Source organism: Streptomyces sp. NPDC005017 (assembly GCF_042873115.1).
In the GTDB taxonomy this organism is placed as follows: Bacteria; Actinomycetota; Actinomycetes; order Streptomycetales; family Streptomycetaceae; genus Streptomyces.
The window spans coordinates 22,628-42,922 of sequence record NZ_JBIALD010000038.1; the positions used below are offsets into that span (position 1 = coordinate 22,628).

Sequence of the window (20,295 nt, forward strand, 5' to 3'; positions counted from 1 at the left end):
AGTCAGGCGCGGGCCGACCGCAGATGCGTGACGCCCTGCAGGGGCGCGCCGAACAGCTGTCCGTCGTCCCCGAGGGACTTACGGGCTCGCCGTGCGACTGCCGCCCGGGTGGCGCGGTCGGTGCCGGTATGCACGTCTAGTTCGGCCTGGGCGGCGCCGATCACCTGCTGGGGTTCCAGCGCGCCCTCGTGACCGGAGGCGTTCCTCGGCATGGCGTCGGGGATGTTGACGGCGAAGCGCCACAGTAGGCGCAGGGCCTCCGGGCTGGGCCCGTCCGGTGTGGACTCGGCTGCGGTGTGCACCGCTTCGGCGATGCTGATCGCGCTGGTGAGGAAGTCCACGCGCGGTGACAGCGGGCCGATGATGCGCTGCTCCAGCGTCCAGGTGCTGATGGTGATCAGTGCCCGCACCGGTGTCAGCAGGTCGTGCGCCAGTGCCGGGCACAGGTAGTACGGGCGGGCACCCGGACTTGAGCGGTAGGAACGCTCCTCGTCCCGGCGCAGGCTGGAGAGCTTAGACGCGGACAGCTCTCCCGGGAAGAACGCCTCGTGCACGCCGACGATCAGTTTGGGGGCGGCCGGGGTCCCGAGCAGCATCAGGGCGCGGTGGACGTGTTCGCGCGCCGGGAGCTGCGCCCCCCGGGCGGCAGGGGCTGCTTCCGGGGCGGGGCGGGGCGGCGCGGCCGCCGGTTCGTCGGCGTCGATGAGGGCGTCCCAGGCCCGCTCGGCGCGGCGCAGCTGCATCCGCAGCTCGCCGGCACGCTCGGTGTCGCCGGCGGCGGAGGCGTCGCGGATCGCGCGGCGCAGGGTGCCGATGCTCTTCTCCAGGGCGTCCAGCGGATCACTCATGACCCAGACGCTACCAGACTTCCAGAGTTTTCCAGACTTCTTCCTGAGATTGTGTGTACAGTCGTTGCCACCGAACCTCCGACCCGCGGCGGCGCAGCCCGCGTCGGCCTGCAGACCGTCCTCCTGGAGGCACCCCGTGACGGGACGCGTATTCCATACCTCCGACTGGCACCTGGGTCGCCAGATCGGCCGCCACCACCGACGCGACGGCGAGTTCGACGCCGTCCTGGACGAGATCGTCGAGATCGCCGCCGACTTCGCCCCCGACCTGATCGTGCACAGCGGTGACCTGTTCGACGGCCCCAGGCCGAGCCTGGACGACATGCGGCGCGCCGCGCAGGCGCTGCGCCGCCTCGGTGCGATCGCGCCCGTGGTCGTCGTCGCCGGCAACCACGACACCCCCTACGTCCTGGCGTTCCTGGAGTTCGTCCTGAACGACATGGGCACCCGCGAAGGAGACCAGGTCCGGGTGCGCTTTGCTACCGACGCCCGCCCCGACCGGCTGCTCGTCGCCGAATACCCCACCAAGGAAGGGGAGTTGACGCTGCGCATCGGCGCGCTGCCGTACCTGCATCCCAACCGGTTCACCTACGACTTCGCCGACCCCGCCCTGACCACCGCGACCTACGCCGAGCGGATGCGCACCGTCCAGGCCGACGTCTACCGCCGCCTGACCGCCGGCCGCGGTGCCCGGGACGTCCTGGTCTTCGCCGCCCACCTGTTTATCGAAGGGGCCACCCCTTCCTACTCGGAGCGGCGTATCTCCTTGAGCGCTGAGTACGCGGCCGCAGCCGGGGACCTGCCCGACGTCGCCTACGGCGCCCTCGGCCACATTCACAAGCCGCAGCCCGTCGGCCGTGCCGGGTTCCCCGCCTACTACGCCGGCAGCCCGCTGCAGATGGACTTCGGCGAGAGCGGCGACACCAAGAGTGTCGTACTCGCCGAGGTCGGCCCGGGCGCCAACCCGCGCATCGAACTCGTACCCCTGACCTCCGGCCGCCGCCTGATCCGCCTGGAAGGCACTCTGGAAGAGATCGTGCAGCGCGCCGGCCGCGTCGGAGACGCCTGGGTGAAAGCGGTGGTGAACGTCGAGGCCTCCAGTGCGTTCCTGCCGGAGACTCTCGCCAGGATGCTGCCGAAGGCGACGATCGTTGACATCGAGGAGCGCCGCCCCGGGGTAGCCGGCCGCGTGCTAGACCGGGAGGCCTCCGCCGGGGAATTGCCCGACATCAAGGACCTGCTGTGCGACTACCTGCCCGGCCGTGGCACGACCGGCCCAGCTCTGGACCGCGTCATGGCCGCCTTTGCCCACCTGCAAGCCGAACCGGATCCCGAAGATCCCGCACCGTGCTGCGAGGAGACACTGCTGGCCGCGGCCATCGCAGGCCTGTCCCTTGACGGCGTCGACCGCTCGGGTCTGTTGGCCGACAGCACCGGATCGGAGGCGGCGCGATGAGACCGCTGGCGCTTTCCCTCACCGGATTCCGCAGCTACCCCACCCCGGTCACCGTCGAGTTCACCGGCAGGAGCCTGGTCGCAGTCCTCGGCGACACGGGCGCCGGCAAGAGCAGCCTGCTGGACGCCATCACCTTCGCCTTGTTCCGCAAGAGTTCCTGGGATGCCAAAGAACCCCGGCAGCTCATCGCGGACGGCGCGCAGGCCATGAGCGTCGAGCTCACCTTCCTGCACGACGGGCAGCGCTGGCACGTACACCGCACCATGCACGCCACCAACGCGAACGCAGGCCGGCACCACCTCAAAAACCTGGATACCGGCGAGGAGATCGACAACGCCAGCGCCGTCGACGCCCGCATCAGAACGGTGCTGCAGATGAGCTACGACACGTTCCTGCGTGTCGGGCTGCTCCCTCAGGGCAAGTTCGACCAGCTCCTCACCGCCGCCCCCAGGGAGCGAAGCGAGCGGCTGCGGGAACTGTTCGGCGCCGAATCACTGGAGTCCGTCCAGCAGATGGCCGCCCGCCACTGCCTGACGCTCAAGGGACTGCTGGGCGATGCCAGGGTCAAGCGCGCCGTCATGCCGGAGGACCCCGAGCAGGCCGCGGCAGAAGCCGGCAAGGCCGCCGACGCAGCCGCAGCCCGTGCCGAACGCCTGAACACCGCCATCGACCGCATCACAGCGCTGCAGGAGGAAACCACCGCAGCGCGTGCCGTCGCCGAAGCAGCCGCCACCGCTGCCCGGACCCTGTCCGCGCGCACGGTGACCGACGCCCATACCGTCCTTGACGAACTCGAGCCCGTCGCCGCCGCTATCGCCTCACGACGGGACACCCTGGACCAGCGCGCCGCCCAGGCCGCGACCCGGGAAGATGAACTGACCGCAGCGATCACGGCAGCCGACACAGGCGGAGAAGGACGGGACGCCCTCGGCAAAGCCGCCGTGGTCCTGGAGACCCTCGCGGAGCGCGCCGAGGAACACCGTGGCGAACGCGACCAGCTTGCCGCACTCACCGAACAACTCGCCAACGAAAGCGCCGCCATCGTCGCAACCGAAGCGGAGCTGACCAAGCGCGCCGACCACGCCAAACCCCTGGCAGAGGCAGCCCGTGCCGCTGCGGAGGCGAGCCAAGAGATCCGCACGTGCGCCACCACTGTCCGTACACTGATCACCGCTGCCATCTCGGCCGTCCGCCGCGTCGCCGACACCGCCAGCGATCAAGCCGCCGCAGTGGCCAAACGCGACGTTGTCTGCGAGGATGTCGGCCCGCTGCAAGCGGAATCAGCCACAGCCGAGAAAGACGTCACGAACGCCGAGACGCATCTGGAGACGCTCCAGCTGCGGGACAAGGCTGCCGCGATCGCCGCCGAACTCCATCCCGGCGGCGACTGTCTCGTGTGCCGGCGGAAGCTTCCGGCCGACTTCGAACCCGCATCCGAGACCGGTACGGCCGAGCTGGCCGCCGCGAGAGAGCAGCTGCGCGAGGCGAAGGCCTCACGTGACAAGGCCGCCGGCCGACTCGCTGAAGCCCGCGCCGCCGTGACCGCGGCCGAGGAGGCCCTGTCCGAACGCGGGAGGGAGCATCAAAGCGCTCAGCACAAGGCACAAGACGCCACAGCAAACGCAGTGCGCGCCTTCGCGGACCTCGCGGCCCTGGCCGCCGCAACCAAGGCAGACTTCGACGCCGAATCAGCTGCTGCGACGCTGACCGCGGCCGCAGCAGCCCTGGCCGTGCCGGCCGCCGGCGCCGCACACCTGGAGCAATCCTCCGAGCGGTACACAGCGCCGATCACTGACGTCGTCACCGCATGCGAACAGGCAGCCGCCGTGCACGCCGAACGGCTGCAGAGCGACGTGCATGGCCGCACCGCCGTGATCGAAGCAGAACGCAAGGCGCTGGCAGGGCGCAGGAGTTCGCATCAGCGCGACCTCGATGACGCCGCGGCAGCCTCCGAGCGGCACGCCCGCGCCGTGGTCCGGATGGCCGCCGAGGTCCGCGCGCTGCCTGTCCGCATCCAGGCGATGCTGCCGGGCGAAGCGATCGATGTGAGCGCAGATGACGCGGCCGCCGCTGCCGCTGCCGTAGCCGCCCGCCTGACCGAAATCCAGGGGCTGTTCGATGAGAGGGAAACGCAGCGGTCGCACAAGGACGCGGTCCTCGACCTGCAGCGCGCCCTCGACCAGGAGAACCGCACTGCCGTGGAACGGCCGCTGAACGAGCTGCGCGGCGCCCTAGACGTGTGGGCTCAGGCCGTCACACAGGCGATCACGCATCTGGGCGCCGCCGACCCGTATCAGATGCCGCAAGCCCCCGCTGAGCCGGGAATCGCCGAGATCCGCCAGTTCACCGCCGACCTGTCGAAGACCGCCTCGAGGCTGGGCGACAAGCTCGCCGAGGTGTCCGCAGCCGGCGCGGCCCGCGCTGCCGCCGCGCTGACCGGGCTCGGCGAGCACGCCGCCGCGCTCGCCGATGTCGACGGCTTCGACCCCGCGGCCGACCTGACGACACCGCAGGTGTTGCACCCTCTCGTCGCCGCGGCTGCGACAGCAGCCAGAGAGGTCGAGGACCAGCACAGGAAGCAGCGTGAGGCACAGGTTCTGATCAAGCCAGCCGCTGACCTGGACTTTGCGATAGCCGCCGGGGAGGCCCGCTATGAGGCGCTGGACGTGCTGCGCCGCGAACTGGTCGACGCCAAGTTCCTCGGCCACCTCACCACGCTGCGCACTCGTGCGCTGCTCGGCGTCGCCAGCGACCTGCTCGGGCAGATGACCGACATGCGATTCGGCTTCGCCGACAGCTTCGACATCGTCAGCCGCAGCTCCGGAGTTGTCCACCAGCCGAACCGGCTGTCCGGCGGGGAGAAGTTCCTGGCGTCGCTCGCCCTGGCTTTGGCGCTCGCCGAAGTGCACGCCCGCAGCGGGCCGAGTCTCGGCTCACTGTTCCTCGACGAAGGCTTCGCAGCCCTCGACACCACCGCACTGGACTCCACCCTGGAGGTGCTGCGCGCCCAGGCCGACGGCGACCGCCTCGTCATGGTGATCAGTCATCTGCACGCCGTCGCCGAGGCCGTTGATGACGTGCTGTGGGTGCGGCGGAACGCTGCTGGATCCTCCGCGCGCTGGCTGACACCGGACCAACGGGACGAGCTGGTGCAGGCAGATCTAGCCAGCGGCCTGCAGAAACTGGCCCAATAGTGGTTTCGATGGGTCCGGCCAATCCGATAGTTACATACGCTCGCACTCCAGCCCGGCGATACCCAACGGCACCCTTCACCCTGATCATCGCGACTGCGCTGAACGGGGTGGGAAGGAAACTGCATGTCTGAAGCGTGGGTCCGCGGCCGCGACACCCTGGGTCTGGCCACACGGGTGAAGGCACTCGCGGTCGCCGATCCGGTCCTCGACCTGGAACGCCGCAAGCCATTACTTACCTCGCGAGACTGGAGCGGCTACCAGATGGAGGAACTGGCGCTCACCGCCATCGACACCGTCACGCTGAAGATGGACTTCGAGGACGGTGCGCGTCACGAGGACGTCGTAAGCGCGGTGGCGCGCGTGGCAGGACTTCAGATACCGGACCGCGACAACGACGAACACGCCGACGTGGCCCGCTGGGTCCTCGACAGCCTGCTGAACGTCGGGACAGTCGACCGCGACTTCAGCCACGTCTACGGCATCGCCTCAGACGGTACGTACGCCTCGCACCGCTTCTCCTTCAAGTTGCTGCGCGAAGTCGCCGGACATGATGGACGGCCACGGCTTCGTGCCTCCAACGAGGCGATTGCGGTGCTGGTCGGCGCGGTGGACATCGACATCGCTTCCGAACAGGTCGCCGCCGACGCCAAGCTGGAAGCCCTGGTGAGACGTGGACGGCTGACGGACGCCCATCGCGCTGCGGAGATGGCGCTGCGCCGCACCGTGCAGTACGTCGAGTACATCCGCACACGGCTGGAGGGGATGCGCCGGGATATCCGCTCGGTGGACTGGGACCGTGACGTGCAGCGCCTGCAGACCGAAGCGCTGGAACACATCGAGGACCGCATCAGCGCCGAGAGCACCATCAAGGACAACCTGGTCCGGATGATGGAGAACAGTACCGAGGACGCCACTCCGGCCCAGGCCGCCGAGTTGATCGCAATCCTCGAGGAATGCCTACGCAGGCACGCGGCACTGCAAGCGAACCTGCAGGAGGTCGGCGACCGGTTCCGGGCCGAGCAGGAACGCCAGACCTTCGTGCCGCCCCCGAGCCGGTCCCACGTCGACCTCGAGCACCAGCTGCTGGAGCCGGCCTTGGAGCTGCCGATACGGCAGGCATATCCGCTGCTGGACGGGTTCGTTACAGCGGCGACGCCGCCTCGCCGCCCCGCGATCGTCTACCTCCCCGACCTGATCGCCGGCCTGATGACGCTGCCGGCCGAGCAGGATGACGACGACAGTCTGATCATCGACCCCGAGTTCGCCAGCGCCGAAGACGTCTCTGCGTTCCGCGACGAGCAGTACACGGCCGTCGGCTCGCTGCTGGAGCATACCGACGCCGAGGGCGTCCGCCTGTCCGAGCTTTTGCACGCAGCACGCCGTCATACCGCGAAGGCTGCTCGGGACAACCTCGATCATCTGCTCGCCCTGCACGTGCTGGGCTTGTTCGGAGCGCCACGCCCCGACCCCGAGCACGGCACGATGCTGGCCGCCCTGGCAGACGACTGCGAGCTGGACGACGAAGTGTTCGCCGGAGACGACCTGCTGGTATTCCGCATCCCGGCGGCCGCTGCCCCATCGACCGAGAACGCCTGAAGGAGGCCGTGGCGTGCCCGACGTCAACGACATGGCCGCAGTGAGCCGGCTGCTTGCTTTCGGCTTCCAGGCGGGGTTGACGCCCCGACGCAACGTTGAGTACGCCGCGCTTGTGGGCCGCTGCCGTACCGATCCAGCGTTCGCGCAACTGCTGCACGCCGCCGCGCGTGGTTTCGACCTGACGGTCATCGCGGTCGACCCGCGGGCCGGGCTGGTGCTCGGGGCGACCGCCGAAACACAGTTCGCGGTCAGCGTCGCCGACCACATCAGCAAGCCCGCCGACCGGCCGATCGCGGCGCTGGCCCACCTGGCCATAGCCGCCCTCGCCTACTACCGGCCCGAAGACCTGGACGACGAAGCCCACATCGGCCGCGTCACGGTCCGTCACGTCGACGCGATGGTCGAGCAGGCTGCCAAGGAGCTGGAGCGCCGGGCCGCCGAAACCGACACGGACGATGGAGTTCCGGTCGACCACCCGGACCTCATCCAGCTGTGGCGCTACTACCAGCGGCGCAACCCGGTGGCCTTCACTGAGGACGACCGAGCCCACTCCAAGAGCCGGCACGCGATCATCAAGCGGGTCGCCGAGTACCTCGCGGACAACGGGATGCTGCGGCGCGCGGGCAGGGAGAACGGCGGCACCTACACCACCACGGCCCGGTACCAGATCCAGGTGCGGGAGTTGGCCGGACAGCAGATGCTCGGCGAACTGGCCGCGCTCGGGGGCACGGTGGATTTGGGCGGCAAGCCCTCGTTCAGCAGCCCGGAGGCCGAATCCTCTGATACGGCCGACACCGTGGCATCCCCGTCTCTGCCGCCAGCTGACCAGGAGCCTGATCCCAGCAATGTATGAGCTCAACCGCGTCCGCTTGTACAACATCGGCCCGACCGGGGCCCGCTATGACGACGTCCTGCTGGATCTGTCCAACGGCGGCCCCCCTATCCCAACCAGCACTCTGATCCCCTCGGCCGGCCAGCTGTTTAGGCGTCCGGCGCTGGCGACACTGCTCGTCTTGGAGAACGGAGGCGGAAAGTCCGTATTCATTCGGATGCTGCTGTCCACGGTGCTGCCCGACCGGCAGTCCCGTAAAGGCCGTGAGGCGCTGCGCGCCTACGTGGTGTCCGCGGCGGCCCCGTCACATGTGGTCCTGGAATGGGTCAATGTCCGCACCGGTGAGACGTTGGTGACCGGACAGGTGTTGGCCCCAACCACGGACGACAGGGTCGAGCGGCTGTTCTACTCGCTCAACCCCAACGCAGTCACGACCCTGGCCACGCTGCCGTTTGCCGAGGGCCGGCGGCGGCTGCCGATGAACTCCTTTCACGATGCGCTCAAACGGCTGGACGCTGCCGACAAGGCGCTGCACGTGGAGATCGAGAAACGGCAGGGCGAGTGGGAGAACCACTTGCGACGGCTCGGCCTGGAGCCAGATCTCTTCGCGGTCCAGCAGGCAATGAACGTCGACGAGGGGGACGCGGCCGAGGCGTTCAAGACCACCACCGGCCGACGGTTCGTGGAGTGGCTGCTGAGCAAGGCGCTGGACGCCGAGAACTTCACTGAGCTGGGCAGCGCCTTCGGGGCCTATGCCAGGAACATCGGGCGGCGCGAACAACTGCTGCTGGACCGCGACTTCTCCACAGCAACGGCGACAGCCACCCAGCGCCTTGCCTTACGGCACACCGAGCAGATTGCCGCAGCCAAGGCGGCCCAGAACGCCGCGACGGCGTTGGCACAGCTCGCGGCAGCGGTGCAGGAGTCTGTCCAGCGCTCGGAGGACGTGCTGCGCAAGCACCGTGAAGACCGGTTGACCGCGAAGACGAACGCCGCAGGGCGGCAACAGCTTCGCGAGCAGGCCGACCTGCTCCACAAGGAGGTGCGGCGCAGAACCCTCCTCCTTCGCTGCGACGGAGCGCGTGCCGAAGCCAAGGAGACCGAGAACCGGCTTGCCGGCGAGCGCACGGAGCTGGCCGCTTGGGCGCTCGTCCCCAAGGTGCTGAAAGCTGCCGCCGCGCACGAGAAGTACCAGGTCGCCAGCGAGCTGCTGGATGCCGCTGAACAGGCCGCAGGTGCAGCCCGCCTACGTCGCGATAAGGCCGGGGCTCGGTTCGCAGGTGCCCTCCAGAGCGCCGGTCAGCGGTGCGCGACGCAGGCCGAGGCCCTCGACCACAAGAGCGCCAAGGGCAAGTCGGACGCGGCCGAGGCCGACCGCCGCGCTGGGCAGGACGAACGAGAGGCCACCTCGCATACCGTCCGTGCCGAGCTGCTGGCCAAACAGGTCAAGGACGTGGACTCCCGCGTGAAGGAGGCGCGGGATCACGGCATCCTTGAGGAAGGCGAATCCGTTCCCGGAGCCGAAGCCCGCCTGCGTAACAAGGCCGACGAAAGCAAGATCAAGGCGACGCGGGAACGCGACGCCCACAAGCAACTCGAGCTGGAAGCCCGCCGGCTCGACCAGGCCGCGCAACAGCTGATCGAACCCGAGGTGAAGGCCCGGCAGGCAGCCAAGGCCGCAGTACGGGCGGTCGAGGACACGGGAATCGCCGCCGGGGCACTCGCCGCCCAGACGCTGCTGCGCGAACTCGCCGAACTCGACGGCGACGATGATGTCCCCGGCGGCGACCCCGCGCTGTGGTTGGAAGACAACGCATCCGCGCTCTGTAACCTGGCCACCGCGGCGCAGGCATCGGCCGGGGACCGGCTGGACGCGTTGACCGCCGACAACCGGGCGGATCAGCGACTGATCGAGGCCCTCACCGTCGACGACGAAGCGCTCATGCCACCGCGTCAGGCCGTCGAGAACCTGCTCGGACTGCTGGCAGACCACGAGATCACCGCGACCTCGGGCTGGCGGGCACTGGAACAGCTGGTGAACCCTCGCCTGCACGCCGAGGCCATCCAAGCCCACCCCGCGCTGGTCGACGGCATCGTGGTGGCCGACCAGGAAGCCTTGGAAAAGGCACGGACGGCACTGACCGAGGCACAACTGCTGCCAGCGGCGGCAGTGCTCGTCACCACCGCCGAGTCGTTGCAGACAGCACCGAACGAACCCAGCATCGGGTTCGTCGTGGAGGCGACACTCGCTCTGCACGATCCGACAGCCGCCGCTGGCCTGCGGGAGCAGGCCGAAGCCCGCATCGAAAACCGCAGACACACCCTCCACGAACTCGCCGAACGTCGGACAGCGGCCTTCCAGCTGGAGAACCGGCTCGACACTTGGCTGCACGACCACCCGAAAGGTCACACCGACCGGCTGCGCTCCGCCGCGGAAACAGCGTCAACCGCAGCCGCCGAGGCCAAGCTCGCACTCGATGCCGCCCGCGACGCCTACGCCCAGGCCGTGGACACCCTCGACGAGCGTGCCATCGTTGCTGCAGATGCTGAGGAGGCCGCAGCCGACGCTACCCGTATCGCCGACTTCTTCGGGCGGCTCGCGGCCGATGTCGCGGAGGCCGACGAGAACCGTGCCGAGATCGGCACACTCGAAGCGGAAGCCGAAGGACATCACGCGGCAGCCCAGGAGTGCCGCGGCGAAGCCGAGCGACTGCGCAACCGAGCCACCGAATACGCGGTGCAAGCCGAGTCACTCCGCCGTGACGCCGCCTCATACGCCGACCGGCTCAAAAAAGTCATCTACGGGAATCAGCCACTCAGCCACGAACAGGGCGAATCCGACCTGGCTGCGTTGGACATTTCCTATCAGGAAGCGGCGGAGGGCTTCCACGCCGTGGAAGTCGGCGAGGACCTGCGTCGGCGCGTCGACCAGGCGCAGAAGGAAGCATCGGATCTTGACGCCGAACTACTCGACGAACCGGCCGACATCCTGGTCCGGGCCCAAGCGCTGGCCTCCTCTCCGCAGGCCGGCAGCACCGAAACCATCGAGGCCACAAAACGGCAACTCGGCCGCGCCGTGAAAACGCTGGAGGCCGAGCACAGCAGGCGTAGCGAGCGGAGCGGCCAACTGCAAGCGGAAGCAACCGCCGCCGGCCAGCGAAACGGGATGCCCTGGTCCAGCCTGGATGCCGACTGGACGCCATCGAACCCCGCCGAAGGCACCATGCTCACCGAACGGGCAGCCGCCGCGCTGAAGGACGCTGAGGCTCTGCTCAAGTCAGCCTCTGAGACGCAACAGACCGCCGAGCGCAAGCTCCACCAGGCCGAAGCTGCGGCTCGCGAGATGACAGTCGTCCACCGCGGCCTTGCTTCCGCCGTCCGCAAACTGGAGCTGCCGTCCGGTTCCGCACCGTTCGTGGGAACCGCCGACGAAGCGCAGCAGGCTGCCGATACGGCGACTGAGACATACGGCACGGCGTCCGACCAGCTGCACGAAGCAAACCAGGCCGTGGACGATGCCGTTCTCGAATTCCGCGAAATCGCCAACCACAACCGGTTCGGCAAGCTCAAGGCGCCGATCTACAAGCAGCTCACCGAGATCGACAAAACGTCGCTGATCCAGCGCGCCGACCAGTGGACGGTCCAGCTGATGGGGCGGACCGCGAGCCTGACCACCGACCTGGAGAACTCCGAACGTCACCGGAAACTGCTGATCGACCAGCTCAAGCACCACACCGGCGAGGCGCTGTCCCTGCTGGAGAAGGCCGAACGGCTTTCCCGCCTCCCCGAAGGCGCCGGAGTGTGGGCCGGACGCAGGATCCTGAAGATCGGATTCAATAAGCCAGAGCCGCAGGTCCTCGCCGTACGGATCGCCGAGACCCTGGACGAGAACGCCCGCGCTCAGCCGAACCTCCCCGGCCGTGACCTCCTTCTGCGCTGTGTCGGCGCCGCGGTACCACGTGACTTCAAGGTGGAGATCCTCAAGCCCGACTCCGCAGGCCGCGCCGACTACGCGTCAATCAGCGAGATGGGCAAGGTGTTCTCCGGCGGCCAGGAACTCACCGGCGCGATCATGCTGTACTGCACCCTCGCCGCACTACGCAGCAGTACACGAACCGGAGCGCGCAGCACCAGCCGCCTGGGCGGGATGCTCATCCTGGACAACCCGATCGGCAAGGCCAGCGCCGACTACCTGCTGAGCTTGCAGATGAACATGGCCGCCGCGCTCGGCGTCCAGCTGATCTACACCACCGGGAACATGGAGGACCGGGTGCTGGCCACGTTCCCCCTATGCATCCGGCTGCGCAACGACGCCGACCAGCGCACCGGGATACGGCACCTGCACGTCACCGATCGCCTCGCAAACGAGACGATGCCGGACGAGGACCATGCCACCCACCGAGTCTCCGCCGCACGGCTGCTGGTGAAACCACGCGACCCCGAAACCACGCCCCGCGTCGGCGAGGAGACACAGCAGGAGAGCTACAGCGAGATGGACGACGATTGATGAGCGACGACCCAGGCGCCGAGGAAGCCGAGTGGCAACCCTTGTCGGAATCGGCGGCCTGCCTGGCGGCAACCCTGAGCTCGATGACGCAACGCCGTGTCGAACAGGCCACGATCTTTGCAGCCTTCGACCAGGCATGCCCCGGGACGGCCGGCACCACACAAGGCCGTCCCGTCCTCTCCGCGTTACTCGATGAGCTCGCTGACCATCACCTGGTTGAGTTGCCGCGAAGCCGTGACGGGTGGGACGACGCACAGCCGCCGCTGCCCCGCTGGCTCCGTCTGCCGGTACCGCTCAAGCCAGAGTCCAAATCCGCGCGCGCGTCGACACCAGCCGTCTGGCGTCGCGAGCTTTCCTGGGCGAGCGCCGACAAGTTGACCACCACTCAGATCGATGTCCTCAAGACGATCAATCGATGGCTGCGCGACACCGACGGCGACGATGACCGGCGGACCATCGTCCCCATGCGCGAGCGCTCCCTGGAGATCTTCGGTGATGAGAAGCGCCTTGACGCGCTCGCCGCCACCACCTTGTTCGCGCCCGGCCGCCTCACCCTGGCCACACTCTTCGCCGAGCGGATCCCGCCGCCACTGGCCTACGAATGCGTTGGTGAGGGTGATACCCTCCTGGTGATCGAGAACAGCGACACCTTTGAAACCGTCAGCACACTGCTGGCGGGCGACTGCGGGCGAGTTGGCTGGGTTGCGTTCGGCGGCGGCCACGCCTTCGAGGCTTCAATCGCCCGAATCGCGAGGCTGGACGGCGTCACGGACATCGCCTACTACGGCGATCTTGATGATGACGGACTGACAATCCCGCAGCGGGCCAACGTGTCCAGCGCAGCACTGGGACTCCCGCCGGTCCGTCCCGCCGTCGGCCTCTACCGGCTCCTTCTCCGACACAACGCCCGAGGACCGGCCCCGAAGCGAGTTGAACCTCTCGTCGCCGAACGACGCGTTTCCTGGTTACCTAAAACCGCCCGTCGCCCGGTAGCTGACATCCTCGTCGCCGGGAATCGGCTGGCCCAGGAGGCTACTGGAACCGTGCTGCTACGGCGCGACCATTCCTGGCGCACGGATCTGTGATGAGCGAGTCCTTCTACGCATTCCTGGGCTGAAGCTCGCCCGCGCTCGTCGGGCTGTGGCTGCCGCCGCAGCCATCGCCGCTTTGAGCGGCACAGGAGTGGCCCTCGCCGCGCCCGCCCAGGCCAGCGGCGCCTCGACCAGCGGTGCATCCGTTTACTCGGACCAATGGAAGAACGGCTACCGCGGGTACGTCTCCGGGGGAGTGGTCCTCATCTGGTGGGCCGACGGAGCATGGTCCAACGGGACCAACCGCTGGTTCGCCCGTCTACTACGGCTCCGGCTCGGGATACATCAACGCCAACCTCGTGAGCGGTCAGTACGCCGTAAAAACGTGCTGACGCACGGCGCCTGACGGCCCGTCAGTAAGCGGCAGCGCGCGTCGGGGGTAGGCGGGCTGCCGCCGAACCTCATCGGGCCCACAAGGGGAGGTGCTCGCTCCTCTCGCCGGCGGCAACGGGCAGGCCCTCGGTGACCTGGTTGGCTTCCCAGCCGTGAGGGAATTTGGCCGGCACCGACAGATGCGCCGGGTGCATTGCACCGCCGTCCTGCACCTGGCCGTCCTGCGCACTATGACCGAGCACAAACTGAAGAAGGTGCTGGTCTACTTTCACCTGGTCTCCGACGCCCGCCGCTTTGCCCGCGAACTCCCGTACACCCTGCGCCTGCTCCGCAAGAGCGATCTCGGACTCGCGCCCGGGATCCTGCCACCGCAGCGGACATCGCATCCCAGCCGAAGGGCCGGCGGTGCGGCCACGGCCGCGGAGTCGCTCAGCGGCGGACGGTGAGGGCTGCCAGGCCCGCTGGTCCGCCGAAGGCGATCGCCGGGTCCGTGGTGTCCGGCATGCTGCCGTCGGGCAGGGCGCAAAGGGAAGTGAGGGGCGCGCCGGTGACCACCCGCATGAGCTCTTCCCCGGTCCACGGGTCCCAGAGGCGCACGGTGGTGTCGCTCAAACCCGCGGTGGCGAGGAGCGGCTGCGGCGAGGTGGGGGTGGGCGGCAGAAGGCCGATGGCGGAGACCGGGCCGTGATGCCCCGCGAGTACGGGGTACGCCTCCGTCTGAGGAGCGTCCGGGGACCAGAGTCGGACGCAGCCGTCGCTGCCGCCAGTGACCAGCAGGGAACTGCCGTCCTCCGCAGGGCAGACGGCGAGCGAACGGACGGGGCCCGTGCGGCCGGGCAGGCGCAGGTGCGACGGCGCTCCGACACGGCTGAACCGCACGGTACGGCCGCTGGAGAAGGCCAGGAGCGGGCCCGTCTCGGTCGGCAGAGCCGTGAGGGCGCGCACGGCTGCGTCGCCGCGGACAGTCTCCCAGCGTTGCTCGCCGCTGGCGAGGTCATGGAAGCAGATGCTTCCCTTGCTGGTGCCGATGACCAGAACGACGTCGTCGACACCGGGGAGGGAGAGCGTGGCGAGAGAGCGCACGCTCGCCGCATGCCAGCTCTGATCCACCGGAGGGGACCACCAGCCGCGCTGCTCGTCCCAGCGGCCGATCAGGCCGTTCTTCAGGCCGATTACGACGGACGCCGACCCGTTCGGCCAGACGTGGGTGGCCAGGGCGGTCAATGTGTCGCAGCCCCAATCGGCGGGCCACGTCAGCTGCCGGGGATGCAGCCGCGTACGCGGCGGCTGCCCCCTCACCGCCGACCGGATGCTGACGGCACCTGAACGGGCGGGTGTCAGCAGGCTGGGGCCGTCGTCCGATCCGGGGAGCACTGCTAGAAGGGAGCCGTCTCCCGACGCCTCCAGATCGAGTTCCAGCTCCGACGTGCGCCCGCCAGGGTTCCAGATCCTGACCGTCCGGTCCAACGATGCGGACACCACGAAGGGCATCCGCTGTCCCGTATCGACCGCGACTACGGCCTTGACCCTTCCCGTGTGGTCGGGCGGGGATGCGTACACCTCTTCCCCCGTGGCCGGATCCCAGAGGCTCACGGGCCCCCCGTCAACGCCGCCGAGTGCCAGCAGTATTCCGAAACCCGGATGGGGGTAGACCCCGAGGGAGGCCGCCGACCGCGGGATGCGCGCCGCCTTGTTCTCATCGCCGGTGAGCGCGTGGTAGGTGCGCACGCTGCGCGTCGTGCTCGAAGCCGCAGCGAGCCGGGGCTGGTCCTGCTGGTCGAAGTACAGGGCGAGCGCGACCACTCCCCTGCCTTGCCCGTGCACCACGGTGACGACATCGAGCGATTCGGCGTCGAAGACTTCCAACGTGTTGGTGTTGCCGCCCGCGGCGAGAAGTGTCCTTCCCGAGGGGAGCTGCAACGTCGCCAACGCTTTGACCGAGGGGCCCATCACGCCGTCTAGGGGCCTGATGGGCACGACCGGTGTCTCCAAGTCGAAGGGATCACAGGTGATCAGTCCCGCGCCGGTTCCGACGGCCAGTCGGACCCGTCCAGTCCTGGTCCTGAAGGCGGCGAGGGCAAACACGGCTCCCGTCACCGGGAGCCGGGTCGCATCGCCGCTCTGCGGGTCGTAGATCCAGACGCCGTGGGCGGTGCCCACCGCGAGCAAGGGGTTCTCCCCAGGGGCGGTCAGCACGGCCAGGGCGCGTATGTACGGGCCTGGCCGGAAGGGCAGGCCGAACTCTGTTCCCGTGCGCGGGTCCCACACGCGCACCTCACTACCCTGGTCGCCCGCCGCGACGAGCGGGGTGCCGTCCGGAAGGGTGAAGGACACCAGCGAGGCGAGTGGGGTCGATGTACGCGCCAAGAGGTTGTCGGGCACCCGCAGTTGGTTCCACCGCGGTGTGACGTCGGAGCGGTAGCCGGGTAGGGGCCGTGTCGCGACCATGTTCCCTGCGGCACCACGCCCGACAGCCGTGCCCAGGAGGGACAGGCGGAGACTGTCAGCCCGGGCCGCCGCTCCTGCATCGCCCAGAAACGCTTCGATACGGGCCCACGCGGCGAGGTGCGCGGCACTGGTGTGGAAGTCGGCGGGGAGCCCGAGGGCTGCCCGGACCGTGCCGCTCGTCTCCCATGGCAGGAACCGCCAGGGGACGTGCAGGTCGTCGACCAGTCCGGCGGCCGCGATGTGCGCGATGAAGTGGCGTCGTAGGTACGGGTGTGGGGGCTGGTCCGGGGCCGGGGGGAGTAGCTCTCCGAAAGCCCATACGAGTTGCGCGTGTGTGGCGGTGATCGAGATCTCGGGGAAACGCTCCGCCGGGTCCGTGTCCGGCAGACCGAGGAGGAACTGCGGTGAGTTTCGGAGGGTTTCGCTGATCCGTTCGTGGATCGGCCGGTACACGGTCCGCTCGTCCTCGACCGCGGTGGTTAGGTAGCCGTTGAGCCGGCTGGCCATCACCTGGCGGATGACCGCGTCCGGGTCGGCCACGGGGGTTGGGCACAGCGCCCGCACCGCGGCAGGCCAGATGTCGGCCCAGGGCAGTCCCGCCCCCTGACCGAACGCGGCGGTCCGCAACACGACCATCAGGTGTTCGGCCGGGGTGTCGTGCGAGTGGGCCACCTCACTGAGGTCCTCACGGAGGAGTGCCTCGGTCCCCTCGTGAAGGGTCCGGCGCCACGGAGAGTCGTCGGGGCTTGGCAGGACGGGCATCGAGCGAAGTCGCTCGGTGGCGATCCGGGCGTCCAGGAAGGACGGGGACACCTCTTCGGCGACCGCTGCGGCCAGGGAGCGGTGCTGGTACCGGAGCTGGGCCTGGGCGGTGTCCAGCCCCGGGAGCTCCGGCCGCCCTTCCTCGGTGTCGCCCTGGCCTTCGTACGGGGCCCGGAGCAGCGCGCGGACGTACGCGGCGATGTCGCCCCTGGTCGCCTCGACGTCGTCCGTGCGGATCAGGTTCCCGGAGTGAGTGGCCCGGATGAGGAGCCCTAGCAGGTCGGTGGAAGGGGCCGCGGGGGTCGAGGTGGAGGGGCGCCGCGCTTTGCCCTCGGCGGCCGTCGTGTACTCCCTGGGGCTGCGGACGCCCAGAAGCAGCCGGACCGCGGGACATCCGCCCGTGTCCATGTGCAGCTGAGTGAGGGGGCGGAGCAGATCGGTGATGACGCGCGTCGGGTTCCTGGCCTCGTCGATGCCGTCGACCACGAGGGTCAGGGGCCGCCCCCGCAGCAGGGCGAGCTCCCCTACGAGCTTGCACAGGGCCACCACTGGACCCTCGTCCAGGGGCTTCACCGGCCCTTTGGACGCCGTCCGGGTGCGTGCCGTACGCGCCGTGCTGTGGGAGCCGCCGAGCGCCTCGTACAGGGTCTGGGCGAGTTCGTCCGGATCGGAGTTGCGGGCGAGGACGGCCGCGTCCACCGACCCCACCGGGACGTCGAGTTCCTCGGGGATGTCGGCGATGAGCGGACCGTAGTCCGGGTCAGCGCGGAATCGGGCGTCGCTGAGGGTCACGATGCGGGCCAGCAAGGCGGACTTCCCCGAGCCGGCCTCGCCGGTGACGACGAGTACGTTCTCGGTGCCGACCAGGAACGCGAGTACCCGCTTGACCAGCCCGGTGCGCCCGGTGAAGTACCAGCCGGGGCCGCTGGCTCCCGGCTGACCGGCGGCGCGCGAGATCCAGTACGTGTCCAGCTCGGTCCGGGTCCACCCGACCTGGCGGAGGGAGGCACCGAGTACGGGTTCGACGGCCGCGTAGCCAGGATTCGGAAGGCAGGGGCTCGGCCGTTGGTGCGCCCTCTGGACCGTGGCGGATGGGGTCGGCCAGATCTCGTGGACGTCGGCCATGGTCTTCGCGTCAAATACCGCGCCGACGATGCCCTTCCAGTCCTGCCAGCTGAGATGGGACCCGGCGTAGCCGTTGGCCCGGTCCGCGCAGTGCTCGTGGGCGGCCCGGAGCAGGTTGGTGAACTGACCGAGCCGGGGCCTGCTCTCGTCGTTCCCGGCCGCGAGTACGACGAGCGAGCCGATCGAGCGGCGCCCCTCTCGGAGCGCCTTCAGGTTGGCCTTGAGCTCGGTTTCGAGCCGGCCGGAGAAGCAGGAGTCGACCATCACCAGGACGTGCGTGGCCTGGGAGTCCAGTACGGTCGCAATCAGTTCGGCGGTCGGGAAGGCGGTGCTGAGCGGCCGGTCCTCGTAGGAGTCGGGCAAGCGCAGGAAGTGCTGCGGGGAGTTGGCCGGGGCCAGCCCGTGGCCGGTGACGTAGACAACGAGGGCTTCGTCGTCGTCCACCCCGGCGAGTTCCTCGTCTAGGAGGAACTCGCGCAGGTCCCTCAGGCCACGGAGCTGCTTGGGCTGGGCGAGGGCGAAGCGGCGCCCGTCGTCGAGGCCGGGATCGGCCCACCAGCCCTCCACGACGGTCACCTGCGTCGAGACGCCCGTGCTGAACTCCTGCTGCTGTGCCGGGGTCCCGTCGTCGTACTCGGTGACGGCTATGACGAGGAGGCGACGGGCGCATGTGACGGGGACCGGATCGGGCGTCATGGCCGACCGCCCGCCACTGCGCGGGCCACCGGCTCGCTGCGGAGGTAGCGCACAGCGCTATGAGGGTCGCCCACGCCGTTGCGGACCGAGGCATCGACCAGCCCCGGCGCCACCCGGCACAGCCCTGCGCCGCCGGTGACCACGTCATCCGGGTCGTAGACGTTGATCCACCGGACGTGGTCGGGCAGGCGCAGGGGGTCGCCGTCCTCGATCTTCATGAGCCGCCGCACCGAGGGGATACCCAGCGGGGAACCACAGGTGATGAAGGTGTGGACGCCGGGCCCGGAGACATCTCCGGGTGGTCGCCCCGCGGCGTCGTCCTCGTGGCGGAACAGGTCGTAGGCGATGACGCTGCCGAGGGAATGGCCGATAACCACGGACGTGGTCGGGGTGATGTGGTCCCGGACGAGTGCGCGGACCTTGACGGCCAAGTCTGGCTCCGTCAGATAGGAGCGGACTTCCCGCATCCGCTGGACGAAGAACTGCCCGCCGCCGCCGGGGAAGCGGTGGTCATAGGCCATCAGCAGTCGGGTGATCCGGGTCGGCCAGAGCTTCGGCGGGCCCAGTACGGCCAGCGGCTGTTCCTCAGCATAGGCTAGGTCCTGCGGCCCGACGACGTCACCGAGGGCCTCCGCTACGAACTGTTCCTCCGCCGGCGTCATCGACGCGCTGTAGGGGTCGTCCTGCGGCCCCAACCGGTCCGTGCCCTTGGCGAGCAGGGAAGTCCAGTGCGGGGTGCGGAGCACGGGCAGGCGGTGGGGCCGGTCCGTGAACTCCTTGAGGCCGCGCCCGAGCGCCTTTCCCCAGTCCCGGGTCAACTGCTCCCTTGAGGTCCTGGACTGCCCGATCCCGTGCACCCCGACGATCTCCGCTGCCCGCATCCGTTCCCCAGTCTGCCCAGCCCGTTCCGTGTCGGCATCCGTCGGTCATTGCCGGTTACCGTCGACGATTGGCACATGGTCCGGGTTTCCGAGGCGTCGGCCGGATTATGATTGTGCTGTATCCAGACAGGACTTGTCGCTCGATCGGCCGGAGTCCCGAAAGTCCCTCGCCGAGAGCGTGGCCGAGTTGACAGGGTGCTCGACGGCGTTGAGCACCCTGTGCTGCGCCCGCGCCGCGGCCGACAAGTTGCGGGTGGTCGCTCCAGACCGGCGGCCATGCTGGCCAGCTTCCCGCAGACCGTGCTCGCGGCATCGGCGCCTGCCCCGTACTCCCGCGCATGCCCGATACCGCGACCGTCCGATGCCGTTTCGATCGGCACAGGCCGATGGGCGCCGCTGTTCGGGCTCCGCCTCGGCCGATCCCGATCTTCTCATGGCTCTGGACCGCGGCCGGGTCCTACTTTGCCGTCGACGGACCGGAGCCTCAAGGCACAGAGGCGCTGGGCACAGCCACAGTTGTGCGCAG

Annotated in this window: 10 protein-coding genes; 7 read left to right on the forward strand and 3 right to left on the reverse strand. The window is 69.1% G+C overall.

The genetic code is table 11. The features are described 5' to 3' along the window. Positions 1–2: 2 nt before the first annotated feature. Positions 3–848 carry a hypothetical protein gene (locus ACFYR0_RS35385; RefSeq protein ID WP_389337676.1) on the reverse strand — a complete coding sequence of 282 codons (846 nt, stop codon included), beginning with the start codon at positions 846–848 and terminating at the stop codon, positions 3–5. 136 nt (positions 849–984) lie between these two features. On the opposite strand from ACFYR0_RS35385, the gene ACFYR0_RS35390 reads away from it, so the two are divergent. The 7 genes from ACFYR0_RS35390 (at position 985) to ACFYR0_RS35420 (ending at position 14,303) form a co-directional block, all read left to right on the forward strand. After that, a complete protein-coding gene (locus tag ACFYR0_RS35390) occupies positions 985–2,304 on the forward strand; it encodes an exonuclease SbcCD subunit D (protein ID WP_389337679.1) in 1,320 nt (439 codons plus the stop codon). Then, complete coding sequence (locus tag ACFYR0_RS35395) at positions 2,301–5,498, forward strand: AAA family ATPase (RefSeq protein ID WP_389337682.1); 3,198 nt, start codon at positions 2,301–2,303, stop codon at positions 5,496–5,498. The genes ACFYR0_RS35390 and ACFYR0_RS35395 overlap by 4 nt, the downstream gene beginning before the upstream one ends. A 123-nt stretch (positions 5,499–5,621) precedes the next feature. Further along, on the forward strand, positions 5,622–7,094 hold the full coding sequence (locus ACFYR0_RS35400) for a hypothetical protein (protein WP_389337685.1): 1,473 nt from the start codon (positions 5,622–5,624) through the stop codon (positions 7,092–7,094). Between the two features lie 13 nt (positions 7,095–7,107). Beyond that, positions 7,108–7,947 (forward strand): hypothetical protein, encoded by an 840-nt coding sequence (locus tag ACFYR0_RS35405; RefSeq protein ID WP_389337688.1) that lies wholly within the window; start codon positions 7,108–7,110, stop codon positions 7,945–7,947. Continuing rightward, the gene (locus ACFYR0_RS35410; protein WP_389337691.1) at positions 7,940–12,433 is read left to right on the forward strand and encodes a hypothetical protein; all 4,494 of its coding nucleotides are present in this window, start codon (positions 7,940–7,942) and stop codon (positions 12,431–12,433) included. Before ACFYR0_RS35405 ends, ACFYR0_RS35410 begins: the two co-directional genes overlap by 8 nt. Then, complete coding sequence (locus ACFYR0_RS35415; protein WP_389337694.1) at positions 12,433–13,518, forward strand: Wadjet anti-phage system protein JetD domain-containing protein; 1,086 nt, start codon at positions 12,433–12,435, stop codon at positions 13,516–13,518. The genes ACFYR0_RS35410 and ACFYR0_RS35415 overlap by 1 nt, the downstream gene beginning before the upstream one ends. A 569-nt stretch (positions 13,519–14,087) precedes the next feature. Then, positions 14,088–14,303, forward strand: coding sequence for a hypothetical protein (locus ACFYR0_RS35420; protein ID WP_389337697.1), 216 nt, complete (start codon positions 14,088–14,090; stop codon positions 14,301–14,303). Here ACFYR0_RS35420 and ACFYR0_RS35425 read toward each other — a convergent pair. Both ACFYR0_RS35425 and ACFYR0_RS35430 read right to left on the reverse strand, forming a co-directional pair. Next, on the reverse strand, positions 14,287–18,888 hold the full coding sequence (locus ACFYR0_RS35425) for an AAA family ATPase (protein ID WP_389337699.1): 4,602 nt from the start codon (positions 18,886–18,888) through the stop codon (positions 14,287–14,289). The two genes, ACFYR0_RS35420 and ACFYR0_RS35425, sit on opposite strands and share 17 nt — an antisense overlap. Beyond that, complete coding sequence (locus tag ACFYR0_RS35430) at positions 18,885–19,769, reverse strand: hypothetical protein (RefSeq protein WP_389337702.1); 885 nt, start codon at positions 19,767–19,769, stop codon at positions 18,885–18,887. The genes ACFYR0_RS35425 and ACFYR0_RS35430 overlap by 4 nt, the downstream gene beginning before the upstream one ends. Positions 19,770–20,295 lie beyond the last annotated feature (526 nt).